Origin of the sequence: Marinobacter sp. MBR-99 (assembly GCF_040547575.1) — a bacterium.
Classification (GTDB): domain Bacteria; phylum Pseudomonadota; class Gammaproteobacteria; order Pseudomonadales; family Oleiphilaceae; genus Marinobacter.
In genome coordinates, this window is the sequence record NZ_JBEPPY010000004.1 from 22081 (window position 1) to 42848 (window position 20768).

A 20768-nucleotide genomic window follows, 5' to 3' on the forward strand; every position below is an offset into this window, starting at 1 on the left:
ATGGCTTTCAATTTAAAGAACCGGCATTTTCTGACGCTTCGGGATTTCACTCCCAGGGAAATCGCCTTTCTGCTCAAACTGTCAGCAGATCTTAAAACCGCGAAGTATGCGGGCACCGAAGTGCCGAAGCTCGAGGGCAAGGACATTGCCCTGATCTTTGAGAAGAACTCTACGCGCACCCGGGTGGGGTTTGAAGTGGCCGCCTTCGACCAGGGCGCGCGGGTAACCTACCTGGGGCCGACCGGTACCCACATCGGCCACAAGGAATCGGTGAAGGACACCGCGAGGGTCCTTGGCCGGGTCTACGATGCCATCGAGTACCGGGGGTTCGGGCAGTCTGTGGTCGAAGAACTGGCCCAGTACGCGGGCGTGCCGGTCTATAACGGGCTGACCAACGAGTTCCATCCGACCCAGATCCTGGCGGACTTCCTGACCATGCAGGAGCACGTGGAAAAGCCGCTTCGGGAAGTGGCTTATGTTTTTATCGGCGATGCCGCCAACAACATGGGCGACAGCCTGCTGATCGGCGGTGCCAAGATGGGTATGGACGTGCGCTTGTGCGCACCGAAGGCATGCTGGCCGGGTCAGGCCGTGCAGGACGAAGCCCGGGCGATCGCGACTGAAACAGGGGCCCGCATCACCATCACTGACGACGTTGATACCGCCGTTGCTGGTGTCGATTTCGTGTATACCGATGTCTGGGTCTCGATGGGTGAGCCGAAAGAAAAGTGGGCCGAACGGATCAAGCTTTTGATGCCGTATCAGGTGAATGCCTCGCTGATGGCAAAAACCGGTAATCCCCGGGTGCGGTTCATGCACTGTCTGCCGGCGTTTCATAACACCGAAACCGTGGTAGGGAAGGAAATACAGGAGACCTATGGCATTGACGCCATGGAGGTGACTGAAGAGGTCTTCGAAAGCCCCGCTTCGATTGTTTTCGACCAGGCCGAGAACCGCATGCACACCATCAAGGCCGTCCTCGTGGCGACCCTGGGAGGCTGACATGCTGGTTGTGGCAGCGTTGGGCGGAAATGCCCTTCTGAAACGCGGAGAGCCGCTGACAGCGGAGATCCAACGCAAAAACGTGAAAACGGCGGCGCTGTCCCTGGCTGGCATTGTCCGGGCCGGCCACGATCTTGTTGTCACCCATGGCAACGGTCCGCAGGTGGGTTTGCTGGCCCTGCAGGGCGCGTCCTACAAACCGGATGAAGCCTACCCGCTGGATGTCCTGGGCGCGGAAACCGAAGGCATGATCGGCTACATGATCGAGCAGGAGCTGGAAAATGCCCTCGGGCATGACAGGCCAGTTGCGACGCTGCTGACACAAGTGGTGGTGGACCCCAAGGACCCTGCCTTCGAAAAACCGACCAAGTTTGTCGGGCCGGTCTATGACCACGAGGAAGCTGAGCGCCGGGCAGCCGGTGCGGGCTGGACGATTGCCCCGGACGGTGACAAATGGCGCCGGGTGGTGCCTTCCCCGAAACCTCTGGAAATACCGGACATGCGCGTACTGAAGTTGTTGCTCGACCAGGGCGTGGTCGTGGTGTGTGCCGGTGGTGGTGGCATACCGGTGCTGCGTCGGGAGGATGGCAGCATGGTAGGTATTGAAGCGGTTATCGACAAGGACGCCGCCAGTGCATTGTTGGCCGGGCAACTGGGGGCCGACGCGTTGCTCCTGTTAACGGATGTGGATGCCGTCTACCGCGATTTTGGTACCGATCAGTCGACGCCGCTTACCGAACTGACAGTGGTCGAGGCGAGGGCACTGGATATGCCGGCCGGCTCCATGGGCCCGAAACTGCAGGCCGCCTGCGATTTTGCCCAGGCAGGCGGGATCAGCGGCATTGGTCGGCTGCAGGACGCGGTGGCGATACTGGAAGGATCGGCGGGCACTCGCGTGTCCGCCGGGTAACAGGCACCGCCATGAGCCCGGATGAGCCCCGGAACGCTGCCAGGGATACTGGCCCAGGGATTGTCGTTGCCATTCGTGGCGGCGTGGTGAGTGTGCGGTTTCCGGAACCGGTGCCCCATATTCGCGAGCTGTTGTACGCCGGCAAGATTGCGCTTGAGGTGGCTGCCCTCGAAGACAGGGGCGTGGTCCGTTGCATGGCACTGGCTCCGGTGAAAGGTCTGGGCCTGGGCATGCCGGTTCGCGCGACGGGGTCATCAATCACAGTACCGGTGGGTGATGCCATTCTGGGCCGGATGCTGAATGTGTTCGGGGCGCCCGTGGATAACCAGCCTGCACCGGCGACCAGTGAGCGTCGCGCTATCCATCAGCTCCCGCCTCTGCTGGAGGATCGTGTGGTCCGAAGCCAGATTCTGGAAACCGGTATCAAGGCCATTGATCTGTTGTCCCCCATCGAGCGGGGTGGCAAAACCGGCCTGTTCGGAGGTGCCGGTGTCGGCAAGACGGTTTTGATCACCGAACTGATCAACAACACCGTGCAGCAGCACAAGGGCGTCAGCCTGTTTTGCGGCATTGGTGAGCGCTCCCGGGAAGCGGAAGAGCTTTACCGGGAAATGGGTGAGGCCGGCGTACTGGAAAACACCGTCATGCTGTTCGGGCAGATGAACGAAGTTCCGGGAGTCCGGTTCCTGATCGGCAAGACCGCACTGGCCATGGCGGAATATTTCCGCGACGAACAGCATCGGGATGTGCTGCTGTTGATCGACAATATTTTTCGCTTTGTCCAGGCCGGTTCGGAAGTCTCTGGACTGCTCGGGCGTATGCCTTCCCGGGTGTGCTATCAGCCGACACTGGCCACTGAACTGGCTGAGCTTGAAGAGCGAATTACCTCAACCCGCCGTGCCGCCATTACCTCGGTTCAGGCGGTCTATGTGCCCGCCGACGACTTCACCGATCCCGCCGCTGCCCATATTTTTTCCCACCTGTCCGGATCGGTGGTGCTGTCCCGGAAGCGCGCCAGCGAAGGTCTTTACCCGGCCATCGATCCTCTGGCGTCGTCGTCGGTCATGCTCACACCATCGGTCGTCGGGCAGAGGCATTACGACATTGCCCGGGCGGTTCGCAGAACCCTGGCCGAATACGAGGAACTTCGGGACATCATCGCCATGCTGGGCATTGAGGAGCTATCGGCGGCTGACCGGACCACCGTGGCCCGTGCCCGTCGTCTGGAACGTTTCCTGACCCAGCCGTTCTTTACCACTGCAGCCTTTACCGGTGCCGAAGGCAAGCGCGTGACCATTGAGGAGACGCTCAACGGCTGCGAAGCCATCCTCGAACAGACTGAATTTGATCAGAATGAGAGTGAATACTACATGATTGGCGCATTGCCGGAGGTGGTTGCATGACCCTCGCTGAACAAATGGAGGTCTGCCTCCGGCTGCCGACCCGCATGCTCTATCAGGGCAAGGCCCGCAAGCTGTTCGCCGTTGCCGAAAACGGCGCTTTTGGCATGCTGCCCAATCACATTGATTTTGTCACCGCGCTGGTGCCGTCGGTGCTGATTCTGACTCTGGACGATGACCGTGAGCAGATTTTCGGTATCGATGAAGGCATTCTCGTGAAACAGGGCCATAAAGTGGATATCGCAATCCGGCGAGGCGCTCAGGGCAAGGATCTGGATACCCTGCATCAGAGTGTCCGCAAGAACTTTGTTGAGGTGGATGAAGACGAACGAGTGGCACGGTCCGCGCTGTCCAGGCTGGAGGCGGGCATGGTGCGCCGGTTTGCCGACCTGCAACGGCCCAAGCCATGAATCCGCAGCGTGGCGCACCAGAGGACGACATAGGGCGCCGGGCCAGGCGCCTGAAGAAGGCCCGGGAAAATCCGGGTGTCAGCCCACTGCGCGGTCTGGGTGCCTTCGGGATGATCGGCTGGTCCATCGCAGTGCCGACCGTCGGTGGTGCTTTTCTGGGGCTCTGGCTGGATCGCACGGTGCCGCAGGATTTCCCCTGGGTGCTCGCCCTGATTCTGGGCGGCGTGACCCTGGGTGGTTTCATTGCCTGGGCGTGGATCGGCAGGGAAAGCAAGGGAGAGGAGGGTGAGGACCATGATGATCATTGACTGGCCGGACGTGCTTTGGGGTTTTGGTGTCGGCGTGGCTGTGAGCATTCCGTATTTCGCGGGCCTGGCAGCGAGTGTGCGTTTTGCCCTGGGTTCTTCCCGACCAGCAGCGGTACTTCTGCCCAGTGCTGTGGTGCGCATCGGCCTGCTGCTGGCGGCGGGCTGGCTGGTGACAGGGGGCGGGACCCTGGTCTGGGCTTTCGCAGGCTACGGGGCGGCATTTTTCCTGGTGCGCTACCTTGCCACCTTACTGGCACGAACACCGCACCCGGAGGAAGTCTGATGGAACTGACGCCCGATGAAACAACGCTTTTCAGCGTCTGGGGCCTGGATATCAATGCGACAGTGGGTTTTACCTGGATCGTCATGATCCTGCTCACGATCACGTCCATCCTGATCACCCGGAATTTGCGTCCGGATGTGCCACCGAACCGCTGGAGAACCACCCTGGAAGTGATTGTAACCGCGATCCAGAGCCAGATTGAGGAAATCTCCCCGCGTGCCTCTCGCCATGTGCTCTATTTTTCCGGAACGCTGTTCCTGTTTATTGCATTTTCGAACCTGTTGCTGATTGTGCCGGGCTTCAGGCCCCCAACGGCCTCGCTTTCAACCACTGCGGCCCTGGCGCTATCGGTTCTGATTGCTGTGCCACTGTTCGGTATTACCCGGCAGGGTATCGGCGGTTATCTGAAAACCTACATCCAGCCCTCGGTAGTGATGCTTCCGTTCAATGTCATCAGCGAGTTCTCGCGTGGCATCTCCCTGGCCATACGTCTGTATGGCAACGTGATGAGCGGTGCGGTGATCGCCGGCATCCTGCTGGGCATTGCACCCTTCTTTTTTCCTGTGGTCATGGACGTGCTCGGGTTGCTGACGGGCCTGATCCAGGCCTACATCTTCGCCATCCTGGCGACGGTCTATATCTCATCGGCGACAGCCACCGCCACCGCTGAAAAGCCTCTGCCCAAGGAGAAAGAAAAATGAGTGACCTTGCCCTGATTGCTGCGGTTTCGATTCTGACCGCTGGCCTGTCCGTGGCTTTTGGTGCAATCGGTCCGGCGCTCGGCGAGGGCCGGGCTGCGGCGGCGGCCCTTTCCGCTATTGCCCAGCAACCGGACTCCGCTTCCACCTTGTCACGAACCCTGTTCGTGAGCCTTGCCATGATCGAATCCACGGCCATCTACTGTTTTGTTGTGGCGATGATTGTCCTGTTTGCCAATCCGTTCTGGGATCAGGCGCTGCAGGCCGCCCAGTCGGCGGCAGGATGAATCATGTCCGTTGACTGGATCACGGTGCTGGCCCAGATCGGCAATTTCCTGGTGCTGGTCTGGTTATTGAAGCGCTTTCTGTACAAACCCATCCTGAACGGTATTGATGCCCGTGAGTCAGAAATCGCAGCCCGGATGGGAGAGGCGGAGATCGCGCGGAAGCAGGCCGCTGCAGCTGAAGCCGCATTTCTCAAGCAGAAGCAGGCATTGCTGGCGGATAACTCCGAGCATGCCGAGCGGATTCGTCAGCAAGCGGAAAAGGAGAAAGACGCTCTGCTCATCGCCACACGGGAGAATCTGGAACGGGAAAAACAGGAATGGCAGGCACATCTGAATGCCGAGCGGGACCGATTCATCAGCGAACTGCACCTGGCCAGCGCTGAAACACTTTACCAACTGGTGCGACGGGCCCTGCGAGACCTGGCGGATGAGAATCTGGAGGAACGTATCGGATTGCATGTGATCGGTAAGCTGGAACCTATGACGCCAGAGCTGGCCTCCGCCGCCGGCAACGCCGAACAGGCAGTCGCGACTACTCATAAGCCGCTCCCGGACAAGACGCAGGAAAAGCTTCGAACGGCGTTGGCGGGCATGGCCCCGGACCTTCAATTGAGCTTCACGACAGACCCACGTCAGGCGCCGGGGCTGATCCTGCGTATTGGCAGTGTCCAGGTGGCCTGGACCGTCGACAGTTACACCGATGAGCTGACCGGGATGTTATCGGAACGGTTGGCGTCCGGTGGCACCGGGTGGATGAAAAATCATGGCTGAGAAACCGGAGTCCCCGGCCAGGAACTTTCTTGGTGCTCTACTGGACGGCCCAACGCCGTCCCCGGCACTGACCGAGGTAGGTACCGTTGCTGAGGTGGGTGATGGTATCGCTGTCGTCTCTGGCCTTGCCCGGGCCCTCGCTGACGAGCTGCTGGTGTTCGCTTCGGGTGTGCGGGGTGTGGTGCTGGATCTGGAGCCGGATCGGCTGGGCGTGATTCTGCTGGGGCCTTCAGATCGGGTAACGTCGGGGGAGGATGTCTGGCGGACCCACAAAGTTTTCAGTGTGCCGGTCGGCACAGGCCTTATTGGCCGCATTCTCGATGCCACCGGAGGTCCGCGGGATGGCAACGGGGCTGTGGCGTCGACCGCTGAGCGACCGGTGGAGGCCAGCGCGCCCGGCATACTGAGTCGGGCACCGGTAAACAGACCGCTGGCCACTGGTATCAAGGTCATTGACGGTGCGGTCCCAATCGGGTTGGGCCAGAGGGAACTCATCATTGGTGACCGACAGACCGGGAAAACGTCCATTGCGATCGACACGATTCTCAACCAGGCCCGCTCAGACGCACTGAGTATTTACTGTGCAATCGGCCAGCGCGGAGACGCGGTTGCCCGAGTCATTGAAATCTTGCGGGAAAGCGGCCAGCTTGCCAGTACCATTGTGATTGCAGCGGGGGATGAAGACGCGCCCGGGCTGGCCTATGTCGCGCCCTATACAGCGATGACGATGGCGGAATACTTTTCGGATCAGGGGCGGGACGTGCTGGTGGTTTTCGACGATCTGACCCACCATGCCCGCTCTTATCGCGAGCTGTCTCTGTTGCTGCGACGCCCACCGGGCCGGGAAGCTTTCCCCGGGGATATATTCTACGTGCATGCCCGATTGCTGGAACGAGCCGGTCAATTCACCCCGGAAGCGGGGGGTGGCTCCATCACGGCGCTCCCCGTTGTCGAAACCCAGGCGGAGAATCTGTCCGCCTACATTCCGACCAATCTCATTTCGATTACCGACGGGCAGATCTACCTGTCCCCCAGGCTGGTGCGAAAAAACCAGTTCCCTGCGGTGGATATCGGGCTATCGGTATCGCGGGTCGGGGGAAAGGCACAGCACCGGGCCTTCCGGGAAGTGGCCGGCAACCTGCGTGTCACCCTGTCCCAATTTGAGGAGCTGGAGGATTTTGCCCGATTCGGAACCCGGCTGGATGACAACACCAGGGCCCGTTTGAGCCGCGGAGCTGCCGTGCGGACCGCATTGCGACAGCCGGAGCGGGATCCCATGCCTGCTGTCGAGCAGTTGCTGGTATTGATGGCTGCCCTGGAAGGGCTGCTCGATGGCCTGCCGGAAAAGGACGTTGCCGAGGTTATGGTCAGGATGCGCAAAAGCGTTGGCGATTCCCTGAACGATGTCGCTGAGACCATCCGTCAGAATCGCTCGCTGGAGGACGAGGAAAAGCAAAGCCTTCTGAGGGTAGCTCGGGCTGCCCTGAGAACACCGGGGGACGACCATCATGGCCCAGACGCTTGAAACCCTGTCCAGACGGACGGAAACCCTGAGCAGTATTCGCGGCATTGTTCACACCATGAAAACCATGTCTGCGATCAACGCCGTGCCCTATGAGCACGCTGCCCGGTCCATTGAGTCCTTTCATCAGACAGTGCTGGCCGGCATTCGGGCGTTCGTTGCCAAAACCGGGCCTATTTCGGTACCGGCAGTGGCGAAGGCGGAGCCGCTGCTGGTGGTGTTCGGTTCTGATCATGGTCTGTGTGGCAACTACAACGAGGTGCTTGCTGAAAGCGCACGATCGGAAGCGTTGAAGATGGGCGGTCATTCCCGGGTGCTGTGTGTGGGTGCCCGCATGAGCGATGCCCTCGCCGATCAGGGGATCAGTCCCGAGTTTACCTTTCTTCCACCGGCCTCGGCCGATGGTATCGGGCGTCTGGCCCGCGACATAGTGACCCGACTGGACGAAATCGGAGGCGGCGATGTGCAGAACAGGATTGCCGTTACCCTCGTGTTCACCCGGCGGGCCGAAAACGGACAGCGTGAATCCGAAGTGAGCCAGTTGTTGCCGCTGGACCCCTCGTTGCTTTCGGATTCCGCGAACTCTGGGTGGCAATCCCGTTCCCTCCCTGACTATTCGATGCAGCCGACGCCCTTGCTCGCAGCGCTGCTGCGCAACCATATATTTGCCAGCGTTTTTCGTGCATCGGCGGAAGCGATGGTTACTGAAAACGCGGCAAGGCTGGCATTGATGCAGCAGGCAGAACAAGCGGTTGATGATCGGTTGGAGGTGGTTGGGGGGCAGTTCCGGCTGGTGCGTCAGGATGAAATTACCAACGAACTTATGGACATTATTATCGGATTTGAGGCTCTGAAAAAGAAAACGCGCGCAATTTGAGAGGGGCTGCAGCCAGATTTTTGGTGGTTCGTTTCTGGTGAGCTTCTGTGCGGGCGATTTCTTGCTGTACCGCCTGCTCGATGAGGTGATTGACCTGCTGGAGACCTACCGGGAGATGACCAGTGGCATGCTGGATATCTACCTTTCCAGCGTAAGCGTTCGAATGAACGACATCATGCGTGTGTTGACCATGATCGCGACCATCCTTAATACCGCTGGCCCCGGGCAAGCCGAATAATCGGCTCAGCGCCTTGCCGATCAATGCCGCTAATAAGCCGCCAGATAGATCCAGACCTGACGACGTTCAAGCAAGTCTTTCGTGCCGGGCCGTGTGTCAGAGCGACTGGTCTGGTACTTCCCGAATACGGCCGTGCTCATCGATCGCGACGTACACGAACAGGCCTTCGGTCACCTTGCGCGGGTTTTTTGAGGCACGGTCAAGGGTCCACACCTCCACATTGATTTTCATGGAACTGCGGCCGATATCCACCAGCTCGCAATAACAGCCCACCTGGGAGCCCACCCGCAACGGTGACAGAAATTCCATCCGGTCCATGGCCACGGTGGCGTTGCGGCCTTGTGAAACACGACCGGCCATCGTCGCGGCGGCTATGTCCATCTGTTTCACCAGCCAGCCGGCGAACACATCGCCGTTGGGGTTGGTGTCAGAGGGCAGGGGCACCACTTGCAGGGTGAGTTCCCCGCGGGGTTGGGGTTTGTCGTCATCGTATGCAGTCATGGAAGTCGCCTGTAGATGCTTATGCGTTGTTTTCCCTGCATGGTAACGGGCTGGTGGCGTGCTGCAAGAAAATTTGAACAAAGACGTCTATATTTCAAAGGCTGTAACAAAGTTGTCACAGACGCTCCTTAGGATGCACTCATCGGTAAAGCAGATCCATACACAACGTCCACCGATAATGGAGACTTAACGTGATGAAACTGAAAGCAGCTCTTGCCTCTGTTGCCCTGGCAGGCAGCATTGCGGCGGTATCTACCCCGGCCATGGCCCGCGATACCATTAACATTGTGGGTTCTTCCACTGTTTACCCGTTCGCCACTGTGGTTGCCGAGCGTTTTGGTCGTAACACCGATTTCCCGACACCGAAACTGGAATCCACCGGTTCCGGCGGTGGTCTGAAACTGTTCTGCGCCGGTGTTGGTACCCAGCACCCGGACATCACTAACTCCTCCCGTCGCATGAAAACCAGCGAGTTTCAGGATTGCCAGAAAAACGGCGTGAAGGAAGTGACTGAGGTTCGTATCGGCTCAGACGGCATCGTGCTTGCCAACTCCGCGCAAGCCGAGAAGATGGACATTTCCCTCGAGCAGCTGTTCCTGGCCCTCGCGAAAGACGTCCCCAACCCGCAGGGTGGCGAGAATCTGGTGCCGAACCCCTACAAAAAGTGGAGCGACATCGACTCCAGTCTTCCGAACCTCGAAATCAGCGTAATGGGTCCCCCTCCGACTTCCGGTACCCGTGATGCGTTTGTTGAAATCGCAATGGAAGGTGGTTGTAAGAACTTTGCCGCCATCAAGGCGCTGGGCAAAGACGAGCAGAAGTCTGCCTGCCACAGCCTGCGTGAAGACGGCGCATTCATCGAGGCAGGTGAAAATGACAACCTGATCGTTCAGCGTCTGGCCCGTGACACTGGTACTTTCGGTATCTTCGGCTATAGCTTCCTGGACGAAAACCGTGGCCAGATTCAGGCCAGCACCATCGGCGGTGTTGAGCCCAACCAGGACACCATCGGCGATGACAGCTACCCGGTTGCTCGCTCCATGTACTTCTATGTGAAGAAGGCGCACGTAGGTGTGGTTCCCGGCATCCAGGAATACGTAGCCGAGTTCACCAGCGAAGGCGCCTGGGGTGATAACGGCTACCTGGTAGACGTTGGCCTGATCCCGAACCCACGTGCTGTTCGCATGCAGGCGGCCAAGGATGCCAAAGCCCTGAAAGCCATGACTGGCAACGAGCTGTAAGGCTCGCTCAGGCAGGATCAAGGATGATCGGAAACCATGGGAACGCAGCCGTTTGGCTGCGTTCCTTTGTCGTATTTAGTAAAGATCCTCCGGGTTTGCTGGCACAATAGACCAGCCCAAAACCCTTCCAGGAAAGAGACAGTTATGCAGTCGGCCAATTTGTTGCCTATCGTTCTGGTGCTAGCCGTGGTGGCCTACACTCTTGCCTACATGCGGTCGCGCGCGGTGGCGGAGCCTCTCGGTGGCATCCGGAACCTCAAATCACTGCCGTTTTATTATGCCGCGAGGGCGGCGTTGTGGTGCGGCATACCTGCGTTGATTACGCTCGGGTTATGGGCCAGCTTTGAAGGCAGGGTTATCCAGAATATGGTTATCGGTTCCCTGCCGCCGGAAGCCATACCGCAGTCGGCCGGTCAGGCCAGCCTTGTGGTCTCCCAGATTAGCAATGTGGCAGCGGGAAAGCTGAACCCGGAGTTCGTGCCGGAGCATATCGCCGGTGCCGCAGCCCTGCTTGAAAATCTTCGGGGTCAGAGCCGGAATTTCAAAACCATTCTGGTACTTCTGATTGCTGTGCTCGGTGCCGTGGTGGCCTGGTTCCGTGTGGCGCCACACATCAACGCAAGAAAGAGTGTGGAAACCACCCTGCGCAGAATATTCTTCGTATGCGCCGCCGTGGCGGTTATGACCACGGTGGGTATTATTTTCTCGGTGATCTTCGAGACAGTTCGCTTTTTCGGCAAGGTTCCCTTCTGGGAGTTTTTCCTGGGCGCGAACTGGAGCCCGCAAACGGCCCTGCGCGCCGATCAGGTCGGAGCTGATGGCTCTTTCGGTATGATTCCCCTGTTCACCGGCACCTTGCTGATCTCTGCCATTGCCCTGTTGGTGGCGGTGCCCGTGGGTCTGTTGTCTGCCGTGTTTCTGTCGGAGTATGCCAGCAGGAATGCCCGGGCCGTTATCAAACCTCTGATGGAAATGCTGGCCGGTATCCCGACAGTGGTTTATGGCTTTTTCGCCGCCCTGACAGTAGCGCCGTTCATCCGGGACCTGGCGGAAACCGTCGGCCTGAGCGCGTCTTCACAGAGTGCTCTGGCCGCTGGACTGGTCATGGGTGTGATGATTATCCCATTTGTGTCTTCATTATCAGACGATGTGATCAACGCAGTACCCCAGACCCTGCGGGATGGTTCACTGGCGCTGGGTGCTACTCAGTCCGAAACCATGAAACAGGTGATTTTCCCGGCTGCACTGCCCGGTATCATGGGCGGTATTCTCTTGGCCGCCTCGCGGGCAATCGGCGAAACCATGATTGTGGTGATGGCGGCGGGCCTGGCGGCCAATCTCACTGCCAACCCGCTGGAATCAGTGACCACCGTCACCGTGCAGATTGTCACCCTGCTGACCGGTGACCAGGAGTTTGACAGCGCCAAGACTCTGGCAGCCTTTGCTCTGGGCATGATGCTGTTCGTGGTAACCCTGATTCTGAATGTGATTGCTCTCAAGATTGTGCGCAAGTATAGGGAACAGTATGACTGATCAACGTTCGCAGGCGGAGCTTGTCCGCCAGTCCCTGAAACGCCGGTATCGCAAGGAGCGTCGGTTCCGCGTCTACGGCATGATGGCAATTGCCATCGCACTTTCGGCGCTGGTCATCCTGTTCGCCGACATCATCGGCAAGGGCTACACCGGGTTTATCAAAACCACCATCACCCTGGATGTTCACCTGGATGGTGAGGCGATGTACCTGGATGACCCCACCGACGCCGATCAGCGTTCCATGGCGGATTTCAGTGCGCCGATTATCAACGCACTCGGTGAACTCATCCCGGGCGTGGAGGATCGCGCCGCCCAGCGGGAGTTAAGCCGTCTGGTCGGCAGTTATGGCGCCAACCAGATCCGGGATCTGCTCCGTGATCAGCCTGAACTGCTTGGAACCACCCAGACTATGACTTTCCTGGCTCATGACCGGGTGTCAGTGTATGTGAAGCACGCGGATAACGAGAACTACAGCGTGCGGCTGTCGGACCAGCAGATTGAGTGGGTGGACTACCTGGTCGAGCGAGGGGTGATACAGACCGCCTTCAATGATGTCTTTTTCCGCTCAGGAGACTCCCGTGAACCTTCCAACGCGGGCATTCTTGGCGCCATCGTCGGGTCATTGCTGACCATGGTGGTAACGCTGGTTATCGCCTTCCCGGTTGGCGTAGCTGCCGCCGTGTATCTGGAGGAGTTTGCGCCCCAGAACAAGCTGACCGACTTTATCGAGGTGAACATCAACAACCTGGCGGCCGTGCCCTCCATCATTTTTGGTTTGCTGGGTCTGGCGGTGTTTATCGGTTTGTTCGGCATGCCCCGTTCGGTTCCGGTGGTCGGTGGCTTGGTGCTCGCCCTGATGACTCTGCCCACCATCATCATTTCCAGCCGCGCAGCCATCAAAAGCGTGCCACCCTCCATTCGTGAGGCTGCGGAAGGTATCGGGGCTTCCAAGATGCAGGTCGTGCTCCACCACGTGGTACCCCTGGCGATGCCGGGTATGATGACCGGTTCCATCATTGGCATGGCACAGGCCCTGGGTGAAACCGCCCCGCTGCTGCTGATTGGCATGGTGGCGTTTATTGTGGAGATTCCGGATGGCTTCTTCAGTTCCGCCACGGTTCTGCCGGTACAGATCTATCTATGGGCCAGCAGTGCAGAGCAGGGTTTTATTGAATTGGCGTCAGCAGGCATCATGATCCTGCTGACCTTCATGATCAGTATGAACGCACTGGCCATCTGGCTGCGCAAACGTCTTGAGCGCCGGTGGTAAGGAGAGTAGTAATGAATACCATGAATCCGACAATCACAGGTGAGGCGGATATGCCGGAAACTAGAGTGACCCCGGCTCAGGACGAGCGGCCAGCGGAAACTGTCATAGAGGAAGGCAGGACTGTCGGCCTTCCGTTCGCTGACGACCCCAAATTCAAGCTGCGAAACGTAGAAGTGTTCTATGGCCAGGATCGCGCCATCAAGAATATCAGCCTGGATATTGGTCGTAACGAAGTCATTGCTTTCATTGGCCCCTCAGGGTGCGGCAAGTCAACGTTCCTGCGTTGCCTGAACCGGATGAACGACAGCATTGATATCTGCCGAGTGAAGGGTCAGTTGATGCTTGATGAGGATGATATCTACCACTCCAAGAGGGATGTAGTGGAACTGCGCGCCAGGGTGGGCATGGTGTTCCAGAAGCCGAATCCCTTCCCCAAATCGATCTACGACAATGTGGCCTACGGCCCGCGGATTCATGGCCTGGCCAACCGCAAATCTGATCTGGACGATATTGTAGAGAACAGCCTGCGGAAAGCCGGTTTGTGGGATGAAGTCAAGGACCGACTCGATGCCACCGCGACCGGTATGTCGGGTGGTCAGCAGCAGCGTTTGTGCATTGCCCGGGCTATCGCCGTCAGCCCGGAAGTGATCCTGATGGATGAGCCCTGTTCTGCGCTTGACCCGATCGCCACCGCGAAAGTGGAAGAGCTGATCGCCGAGATGTCCGAAAGCTATACTATCGTGATTGTGACCCACTCCATGCAGCAGGCTGCCCGTGTGTCCAACCGCACAGCCTACTTCCACCTGGGGCACCTGGTTGAGGTGAACGAGACTGACAAGGTTTTCACTGCGCCAGAGCACGAGCTGACCGAATCCTACATCACTGGCCGCTTTGGTTAAGGGTGCCGGGATACACTGGAGATATCAGATATGCCGAATAGAAAGGATGATGTATACGGGGATCATATTTCCCACAAGTTCAACGATGAACTGACGGAACTGAAAACCAAGTTCCTGAATATGGGCGGTTTGGTCGAGAGTCAGGTGGAACGCGCGGTTCAGGCGCTGGTGGATGGCGATGGTCACCTGGCTGAAGACGTGCGCGCCGGTGACAAGAAGGTCGACCGGATGGAAATAGATCTGGACGAAGAGGCAACCTTGGTTATCGCACGTCGCCAGCCAACTGCCCGTGATTTGCGGTTGGTGATCGCGGTTATCAAGATGGTGGCGGACCTGGAGCGGGTTGGCGACGAGGCCAAGAAGATCGCCAAGATGGCCATCAAGCTGTCCGAGGAAGGTCAGACGCCCCGTGGTTATGTGGAAATTCGCCATATTGCTACCCACGTGCTCAGCATGCTGCATGATGCGCTGGATGCGTTTGCCCGGTTGGATTCAGAGCAGGCGTTAAGGGTGATGAAGGAAGACAAGCGGGTGGATGAGGAGTATCAGGCAGCGGCTCGTACGTTGCTGACGTTCATGATGGAAGATACTCGCAATATTTCACGCTGTATGTCGGTGATGTGGGTTCTGCGGGCATTGGAGCGGGTGGGTGATCACGCCTGTAACATTGCCGAGAACGTCATCTTCATGGTTAAAGGCGAGGATGTTCGCCATACGCCTGTGGAAGAAGCCGAGAAGGTGGTTGGTCGGTAGTTTTGTCCGGGTTTTCCTCGGGCTTTGCGGGAGGGCTGGCATGCGGGTTGGCTTTACGGGACACGCTCAAGCCATCCGTGGGCGCTTAGCTTTCGCCATCCCTGGCGAAAGATAGTCCCGTAAAGCCAACCCGCACACCAGCCAGCCGGACCAAGGCATTGGTTTCCCCAAAACCAGACTCAATGCTCTGGAAGGCTTGGCACCAGGCCGGATGCAGCCGGGCCGGTAGTGCTGTTCGGGAGTATCTTTGGCCATGGATGGCCAAAGCTAAGCGCGCATGGATGCCTTGAGCGTCTCCCGAACAGCACTACCGGCTCGGATGCCTACTCCTGAGCCGCGTGCCGGAAAAGAAGGTAGAAGAATCAGGCCTGCTTCATCTTGTCAGTATAAGGCGGCCAGCCCAGCGGTTTGCCGGCAAGAACGTGCAGGTGGATATGGAACACTGTCTGCCCCGAATTTTCCCCGCAGTTCATGACAACCCGATAGCCATCGTCGGCAAACCCTTTCTCTTTGGCAATCTTCGCTGCCACCACATACAGATGCCCCACCAGTTCCCGATCATCCTCGGTAATGTCGTTGATCGTGGCAATGGCCTGCTTCGGTATCACCAGGAAATGCACCGGCGCCTGAGGATTGATGTCACTGAACGCCAGGGCGAGGTCATCCTCGTAGAGAATCTCGGCGGGGATTTCCCGGTTGATGATCTTGGTGAAAATCGTCTCTGACATGGTGGCTCCTTTGCGGTTGTCTTTGGGATTGTTGTTCGGTGTTAAAGCTGATTCAGACCCGGAATCCGGGAAGTGATCTGCCTGACCACGGCCGGCAGCTCCTCGTCCAGGCCCATTGCGTAGCGAGCTACACCATTGCGGGCGAAGGGCAAAGCGCGGGCCGCGCCCAGGCCCAGGTTGCGGGCCAGGTGTACCGGCGGGATGGCGTTGCTGAACAGGTGGTAGAACAGGTCCATGGCCAGCATCATGCGGCGGTTGGCGGGTCGGCGTTGCTTTTCATAGAGCGCCAGCCAGTGTTCATCGGCCAGGTCATCGCCGCTGCGGCGGGCCTCTTTCAAAAGGCCCTGCAGGCATTGGGCGTCCTGGAAGCCGAGATTCACCCCCTGGCCGGCCAGGGGGTTGATGGTGTGGGCCGAGTCGCCGGCCAGTACCACGCGGTTCAGGAAATAGTGTTTGGCGTGCTGGCGGGCGATGGGGAAGCTGGCTTTGGCATCGATGTGGGTCAGCGGCGGCAGGCGCGCCGGGAAAGCCCTGTGAATTTCCGCCATCAGGGTGCTGTTGTCCATGGCCTTCAGTTCGGCAAGGCGGGCTGGACTGTCGTACCACACCAGTGATCCCCAGGTTTCGCCGGGGTGTTGCTCACCTGCATTGTGTAACGGCAGGAAGGCTCTGGGGCCGCTGGGGTAAAAGCCCTGCCAGGTAATGTCCTCGGGCTGGCCCAGGTAGCGGACCGAAATCACCATGGCTTGTTGTTCGTACTGATCACGGGTTACGCCAATGCCGGCCAGTTCCCGCACTCTGGACATGGCGCCGTCGGCCCCGACAATCAGTTGGGCGCTCAGTTCTGTACCATCGTCCAGGGTGATCGTTGCACGCTCGGCATTCTGTGTCAGTGCCTTGAGCCCCTGGCCGGTAATCAGCGTGACGTCGGGTTCGTCCTGTAAGGTTTGCCACAGGGCGTTCTGGGTGATGCTGTTTTCGACGATATGGCCCAGATGGCTTGCGCCGAGATCGGCCGCACTGAATTCCACTTCGGTCAACGAGCCGGGCAGCAGACGGCTGAGTGGGTGCGGGGTCTCGTCCCACACCGCCAGGCGGCGATAGGGTGTGGCGCGCATGGCCTGAATGCGGCGCCAGGCGCCCAGGCTTTGCAGGTAGCGCTCGCTGCCGGCACTGAGCGCTGATACCCGGATATCGGGGCTGGCATCCGCGTCAAAGTACGAGGGCTCGGCCTTGTCGATCAGGCCAACCTTGATGCCCTGCTGGCCAAGACCGGTGGCAAGGGCGGCGCCGACCATGCCGGCGCCAACGATGATGATGTCAAATGCTTGGGTCATATCCGGTTCCTGTCTGTTGGCATCAGTTTACGCGATGCCACGGGACAGACAAGCGACCGGGATCAATCCGCCGGGTTTCAGTAGCCGGCGATTCCGGAAACGGCCGATTCATCCGACGTTTCCGGCCTTCTTCGACCCTTCATTAACCAGGCGGGTTTCTGAGCGCCGGGCCGGGTGAAGCCCTGGTTGATTACCATGGGGTGAACCAGTTGCAGGAAGTCTTCGGTTTTCATGTGGATGGATTCGGTGTGGGTGCCGGCGGCGAAGGCTAGTTCGGGCTGTTCGGTGAGCACTTCGGCGCAGTACACCGTCATGCCGAACAGTTTGCCGAAGGGAGGCATGGCGCCCACTTCGCATTCCGGGAAACGATCCTGGAATTCCTGTTCGTCGGCCAGGTCGACAAAGTCGGTATCCAGCACCCGGGACAGCCGGTCCCAGCGAACCCGCCAGGTAGCAGGCATCACCAGCATGGCCATTTTGCCATCGAGTTCGATGATCACGGTTTTGACAACCCGGTCGCCGGCAATCTTGACGTGATGGGCCAGTTGCTGGGCCGTGAAGGCAGGGGGGTGGGAGAGGCACATGTATTCCACACCTGCCTCGTCCAGGAACTCTTTTAACTGCTTCACCGGCATAGTCACAACCTCCTGACAGCATGGTCGGTGTTGTGGAGCCATCCGCCTTCCCGGGCCAGGCCCCGATGGCAAGGGGGGCGAGTGCCCCACCTTACCGTCAGCTTAGCCTACGTTGCGATGTTTGCGAGTATCCATCTGTTTTTGTGTGTAACGGTTCGCGTCATTCGGTCTTGTACATGTGAACATCGCGCTGCGGGAACGGAATGGTAATGCCCTCTGCGTCAAAGGCCTTTTTGACTTTCTCCTGCATGTCCCAGTAATACGGCCAGAGGTCGTCGGTGGCGACCCAGGCACGGAACATGAGGTCAACAGAGCTGTCACCAAGGGCACCAACACAGATTCGCGGTGCCGGGTCTTTCAGTGACCGTTCATCCTCGTCAAACAGGCGCTGGAGAATGGCTTTGGCCTTGTCGATGTCGTCGTCGTAGTGAATGCCGAAGGTCATGTCGCAGCGGCGTTTGTCGTAGATGCTGACATTAACCAGTGTTGCGTTGGACAGACTGCCGTTGGGGATCACAATTCGACGGTTGTCGAAAGTGTTCACCACAGTGTAAAGAATCTGGATTTCCGCCACAGCGCCAAGGTAGCCCTGCGCTTCGATGGTATCGCCCACCTTGAACGGTTTGAAGATCAGGATCAGAACACCGCCGGCGAAGTTGGCGAGGCTGCCTTGCAGGGCCAGGCCGATGGCGAGGCCGGCGGCACCAATGACCGCGATAAAGGAGGTGGTCGCAATGCCAATCATGGAGGCGACCGAGATCAGCAGCATGATTTTGAGGACAGAGCCAATCAGGCCGCACAGGAATTTGTTCAGGGTGGGGTCTTTCTGCCCCAGTTTCTTGTCAAGAACCGAAACAAAACGGTTGATCAGCCACATACCCACGATCAGGGTAATGATGGCCAGCAACACTTTGGGGGCATAGGCCATGGTCAGGGCAACGGCCTGATCCATCCATTGGGTGGCCTGCCCGTCGGCACTGAAGAGGTCTTCCATAAGGGAACTCCTTGTTCATTAGTGTTTTCTGGGGTGTAACTGCCTGCAAAATCGATTGCCGCAAAGGAATCTGACTCTACGCAGTATAGAGCACAAATGGATTAAACCTGCATTGGCCAACGATGTTGTAATGGCTCTATTTCAAGGGCTTGTGGTGGTCTGTGGCGTAGTCGCGAATGGTTTCCGGATTGCCGCGCACAAGAATTCGCCCCTGTTTCTGGCTGAGCTGGTAGTCGTACATCGGGTCGTAATAATCGTTGAGCAGGGTTTCAATCCAGTTATGGTGGCCGTCCAGAGCGCCGGTGGCCTGTTGCTGGTCTAGTGCCTGGGTCATCAGAGTCCGGAGTTGCTGGTAGCGTTCTCCACCCAGGCGCCGGCGTATCCGGTCCAGGGCGCTGAGCAGGTAGTCCCGGAAGTTAAGCCATCCGGCGTCGTCACCGTCTCTGGCGATGTAGTCCTGCAACATGGCTTCAACATAGTCAGCACGAATGATCGCAACCCGCTCTTCCATGGGCTGTTCGAGGATCATCAGCGGTGATTCCGCCATCCGCGCCCGGAGACTTTCCGGCAGTGCACAGCGGCCGATCAGCCGGCTCTCGTCTTCGAGGTAGATCTGGCCGCCGGTGAGGTGATGCGCCTTCAGCATGGCAACCGCTAAACGGTTCTCGAAGTCTATCTGGGACGGTTGCGGCGTCACCTGCCGACCAAAGCTGGAGCCCCGGTGGTTAGCCAGCCCCTCAAGATCTACCGGGTTGGGCAGGTCCATCAGCACGCGGGTTTTGCCAGTGCCGGTGCGGCCGCTGAGAATCCGGTAGTCAGCGTTGGCGATGAGCTCGTCCAGGCTGTCGATCAGGAATCGGCGCAGGGCTTTGTAGCCGCCTTTCACCAGCGGGTAGTCAATGCCTGAGTCTTTAATCCATTGTTGGGTAAGGCGTGAGCGCAGCCCGCCGCGAAAGCAGAACAGGTAACCTTCCGGATGCCTGGCAACAAAGCGGTTCCACGCCTCAATGCGCTGCGCCTTGATGTCGCCTGAAACCAGTTGATGACCCAGTCTGACAGCTTCGTCCTGACCTTTTTCTTTATAGCAGATACCCACCCGATGCCGTTCTTCATCATTCATCAGTGGTGCATTTTCAGCACAGGGAAAGCTGCCTTTGACAAATTCCACCGGTGCCCGAACATCCATTAATGGAACGTCGTTCAGGAACAGGTTGAGGTAGTCATCGGTGTCGGGTCTGCTGGCCATTTGTGCGAATCGCTGTTACTCAGTGTGAGGCGGCAGTATACCGGACTGTTGATATCCCGGCCAAAGGGTACAATGCCGCCTCGGAAACGCCCTGAAAGGACGAACGATGAATCCGGAAAAGCTCAATCAGCATTTACGCAAAACCCTGAGTCGCGGCCGGGTGGCTCAATCAGCGCCGGCCGGTTGCCCCGGTTTACCGCTCTACCTGTTTGATCCGTCGGTGCTTGAGGGGCCTTTGAGCCATGATGAGGCCCAGGCCGTCGTGGCGGAGCCGGCGTACTGGTCGTTTTGCTGGGCCAGTGGCCAGGTGTTGGCTCAGTGGATTCTGGACCACCCGAATCTGGTGTCTGGTAAAACTGTGCTGGATTTCGGCTCCGGGTCAGGCGTGGTGGCGGTGGCAGCAGCACGGGCGGGGGCGGCGCGGGCCATTGCCTGTGATATTGACCCGGCAGCACTGGATGCTGCTGCAGCCAATGCTGAGTTGAACAGGGTGCAGGTGGAGCTATGTGCAGACTGGGCGCAGCGCCCCGAGCAACTGGAGCTGATCACCGCGGCCGATGTGTTGTACGACCCGGACAACCGGCCGTTGCTGGAGGTGTTTCGTAAAGCCGCTGACCAGGTGTTGCTGGCGGATTCCCGGGTCAGGAACCTGGCCAATCCGGCGTATGAACAGCAGGCGGTGATTGAGGCAAGAACCTGGCCGGATCTGAATGAATTCGAGGAGTTCAATAAGGTGCGCATTTATCTTGCGCAGGGCAGCAGGTGAGCATAAAAAATAAAGGGCAACCCTCAGGCTGCCCTTCACAGGTACTGAGCCGCCTTCCTGAGCAGTTCAGATTTGGAACAGGTTGGCGCCTCCGTGCGCGGTGGGCAACGGCCTTGTTGCCGGATCCATCATTCCGTTCCCTGGTGCCGGCGTCCGAGC

General features: G+C 58.7%; 24 protein-coding genes. 18 read left to right on the plus strand and 6 right to left on the minus strand.

Going from position 1 to position 20768, the window contains the following annotated elements; genetic code table 11:
- The 12 genes from ABIE59_RS04430 to ABIE59_RS04485 are packed head-to-tail and all read left to right on the plus strand — an operon-like array spanning position 1 to position 8706.
- The gene (locus ABIE59_RS04430) at positions 1–1002 is read left to right on the plus strand and encodes an ornithine carbamoyltransferase (protein WP_354444618.1); all 1002 of its coding nucleotides are present in this window, start codon (positions 1–3) and stop codon (positions 1000–1002) included.
- A gap of 1 nt (position 1003) precedes the next feature.
- Positions 1004–1912, plus strand: a complete 909-nt coding sequence (gene arcC / locus ABIE59_RS04435; RefSeq protein WP_354444620.1) for a carbamate kinase — start codon at positions 1004–1006, stop codon at positions 1910–1912.
- Positions 1913–1923: 11 nt separating this feature from the next.
- Positions 1924–3315 carry a F0F1 ATP synthase subunit beta gene (gene atpD / locus ABIE59_RS04440; RefSeq protein WP_354444622.1) on the plus strand — a complete coding sequence of 464 codons (1392 nt, stop codon included), beginning with the start codon at positions 1924–1926 and terminating at the stop codon, positions 3313–3315.
- A complete protein-coding gene (locus tag ABIE59_RS04445; protein WP_354444624.1) occupies positions 3312–3722 on the plus strand; it encodes an ATPase in 411 nt (136 codons plus the stop codon). Before atpD ends, ABIE59_RS04445 begins: the two co-directional genes overlap by 4 nt.
- Positions 3719–4030 (plus strand): AtpZ/AtpI family protein, encoded by a 312-nt coding sequence (locus ABIE59_RS04450; protein ID WP_354444626.1) that lies wholly within the window; start codon positions 3719–3721, stop codon positions 4028–4030. Before ABIE59_RS04445 ends, ABIE59_RS04450 begins: the two co-directional genes overlap by 4 nt.
- Positions 4017–4313 carry an N-ATPase subunit AtpR gene (locus tag ABIE59_RS04455; RefSeq protein ID WP_354444628.1) on the plus strand — a complete coding sequence of 99 codons (297 nt, stop codon included), beginning with the start codon at positions 4017–4019 and terminating at the stop codon, positions 4311–4313. The genes ABIE59_RS04450 and ABIE59_RS04455 overlap by 14 nt, the downstream gene beginning before the upstream one ends.
- Entirely contained in the window at positions 4313–5014 is a 702-nt protein-coding gene (locus ABIE59_RS04460; protein WP_354444630.1) for a F0F1 ATP synthase subunit A, read from the plus strand. Before ABIE59_RS04455 ends, ABIE59_RS04460 begins: the two co-directional genes overlap by 1 nt.
- Complete coding sequence (locus tag ABIE59_RS04465; protein ID WP_354444632.1) at positions 5011–5298, plus strand: F0F1 ATP synthase subunit C; 288 nt, start codon at positions 5011–5013, stop codon at positions 5296–5298. Before ABIE59_RS04460 ends, ABIE59_RS04465 begins: the two co-directional genes overlap by 4 nt.
- Before the next feature lie 3 nt (positions 5299–5301).
- Entirely contained in the window at positions 5302–6069 is a 768-nt protein-coding gene (locus ABIE59_RS04470) for a F0F1 ATP synthase subunit B family protein (RefSeq protein ID WP_354444634.1), read from the plus strand.
- Positions 6062–7594 carry a F0F1 ATP synthase subunit alpha gene (locus ABIE59_RS04475; protein WP_354444636.1) on the plus strand — a complete coding sequence of 511 codons (1533 nt, stop codon included), beginning with the start codon at positions 6062–6064 and terminating at the stop codon, positions 7592–7594. Before ABIE59_RS04470 ends, ABIE59_RS04475 begins: the two co-directional genes overlap by 8 nt.
- Positions 7578–8468 carry a F0F1 ATP synthase subunit gamma gene (locus tag ABIE59_RS04480; RefSeq protein ID WP_354444638.1) on the plus strand — a complete coding sequence of 297 codons (891 nt, stop codon included), beginning with the start codon at positions 7578–7580 and terminating at the stop codon, positions 8466–8468. Before ABIE59_RS04475 ends, ABIE59_RS04480 begins: the two co-directional genes overlap by 17 nt.
- A 37-nt stretch (positions 8469–8505) precedes the next feature.
- Complete coding sequence (locus ABIE59_RS04485; protein WP_354444640.1) at positions 8506–8706, plus strand: CorA family divalent cation transporter; 201 nt, start codon at positions 8506–8508, stop codon at positions 8704–8706.
- Between the two features lie 96 nt (positions 8707–8802).
- Here ABIE59_RS04485 and ABIE59_RS04490 read toward each other — a convergent pair whose 3' ends face one another.
- Positions 8803–9207 carry an acyl-CoA thioesterase gene (locus tag ABIE59_RS04490; protein ID WP_354444642.1) on the minus strand — a complete coding sequence of 135 codons (405 nt, stop codon included), beginning with the start codon at positions 9205–9207 and terminating at the stop codon, positions 8803–8805.
- A gap of 191 nt (positions 9208–9398) precedes the next feature.
- On the opposite strand from ABIE59_RS04490, the gene ABIE59_RS04495 reads away from it, so the two are divergent.
- The 5 genes from ABIE59_RS04495 (at position 9399) to phoU (ending at position 14903) form a co-directional block, all read left to right on the plus strand.
- Positions 9399–10448, plus strand: coding sequence for a substrate-binding domain-containing protein (locus tag ABIE59_RS04495; RefSeq protein ID WP_354444644.1), 1050 nt, complete (start codon positions 9399–9401; stop codon positions 10446–10448).
- 144 nt (positions 10449–10592) lie between these two features.
- A complete protein-coding gene (pstC, locus tag ABIE59_RS04500) occupies positions 10593–11981 on the plus strand; it encodes a phosphate ABC transporter permease subunit PstC (RefSeq protein ID WP_354444646.1) in 1389 nt (462 codons plus the stop codon).
- A complete protein-coding gene (gene pstA, locus ABIE59_RS04505) occupies positions 11974–13251 on the plus strand; it encodes a phosphate ABC transporter permease PstA (RefSeq protein WP_354444648.1) in 1278 nt (425 codons plus the stop codon). The genes pstC and pstA overlap by 8 nt, the downstream gene beginning before the upstream one ends.
- Before the next feature lie 11 nt (positions 13252–13262).
- On the plus strand, positions 13263–14150 hold the full coding sequence (pstB, locus tag ABIE59_RS04510) for a phosphate ABC transporter ATP-binding protein PstB (RefSeq protein WP_354444650.1): 888 nt from the start codon (positions 13263–13265) through the stop codon (positions 14148–14150).
- Positions 14151–14180: 30 nt separating this feature from the next.
- A complete protein-coding gene (gene phoU / locus ABIE59_RS04515; protein ID WP_354444652.1) occupies positions 14181–14903 on the plus strand; it encodes a phosphate signaling complex protein PhoU in 723 nt (240 codons plus the stop codon).
- Positions 14904–15265: 362 nt separating this feature from the next.
- Here phoU and ABIE59_RS04520 read toward each other — a convergent pair whose 3' ends face one another.
- The 5 genes from ABIE59_RS04520 to mnmH form a co-directional block, all read right to left on the minus strand.
- Positions 15266–15631 carry a histidine triad nucleotide-binding protein gene (locus ABIE59_RS04520; RefSeq protein WP_354444654.1) on the minus strand — a complete coding sequence of 122 codons (366 nt, stop codon included), beginning with the start codon at positions 15629–15631 and terminating at the stop codon, positions 15266–15268.
- 41 nt (positions 15632–15672) lie between these two features.
- Positions 15673–16968 carry an FAD-dependent monooxygenase gene (locus ABIE59_RS04525; protein ID WP_354444656.1) on the minus strand — a complete coding sequence of 432 codons (1296 nt, stop codon included), beginning with the start codon at positions 16966–16968 and terminating at the stop codon, positions 15673–15675.
- Between the two features lie 77 nt (positions 16969–17045).
- A complete protein-coding gene (locus ABIE59_RS04530; protein ID WP_354444658.1) occupies positions 17046–17603 on the minus strand; it encodes an aminoacyl-tRNA deacylase in 558 nt (185 codons plus the stop codon).
- A 160-nt stretch (positions 17604–17763) separates the two neighbouring features.
- Positions 17764–18597, minus strand: a complete 834-nt coding sequence (locus ABIE59_RS04535) for a mechanosensitive ion channel family protein (protein WP_354444660.1) — start codon at positions 18595–18597, stop codon at positions 17764–17766.
- 136 nt (positions 18598–18733) lie between these two features.
- Positions 18734–19843, minus strand: coding sequence for a tRNA 2-selenouridine(34) synthase MnmH (gene mnmH / locus ABIE59_RS04540; protein WP_354444662.1), 1110 nt, complete (start codon positions 19841–19843; stop codon positions 18734–18736).
- Between the two features lie 106 nt (positions 19844–19949).
- On the opposite strand from mnmH, the gene ABIE59_RS04545 reads away from it, so the two are divergent.
- Complete coding sequence (locus ABIE59_RS04545; protein WP_354444664.1) at positions 19950–20609, plus strand: 50S ribosomal protein L11 methyltransferase; 660 nt, start codon at positions 19950–19952, stop codon at positions 20607–20609.
- Positions 20610–20768: the final 159 nt, after the last annotated feature.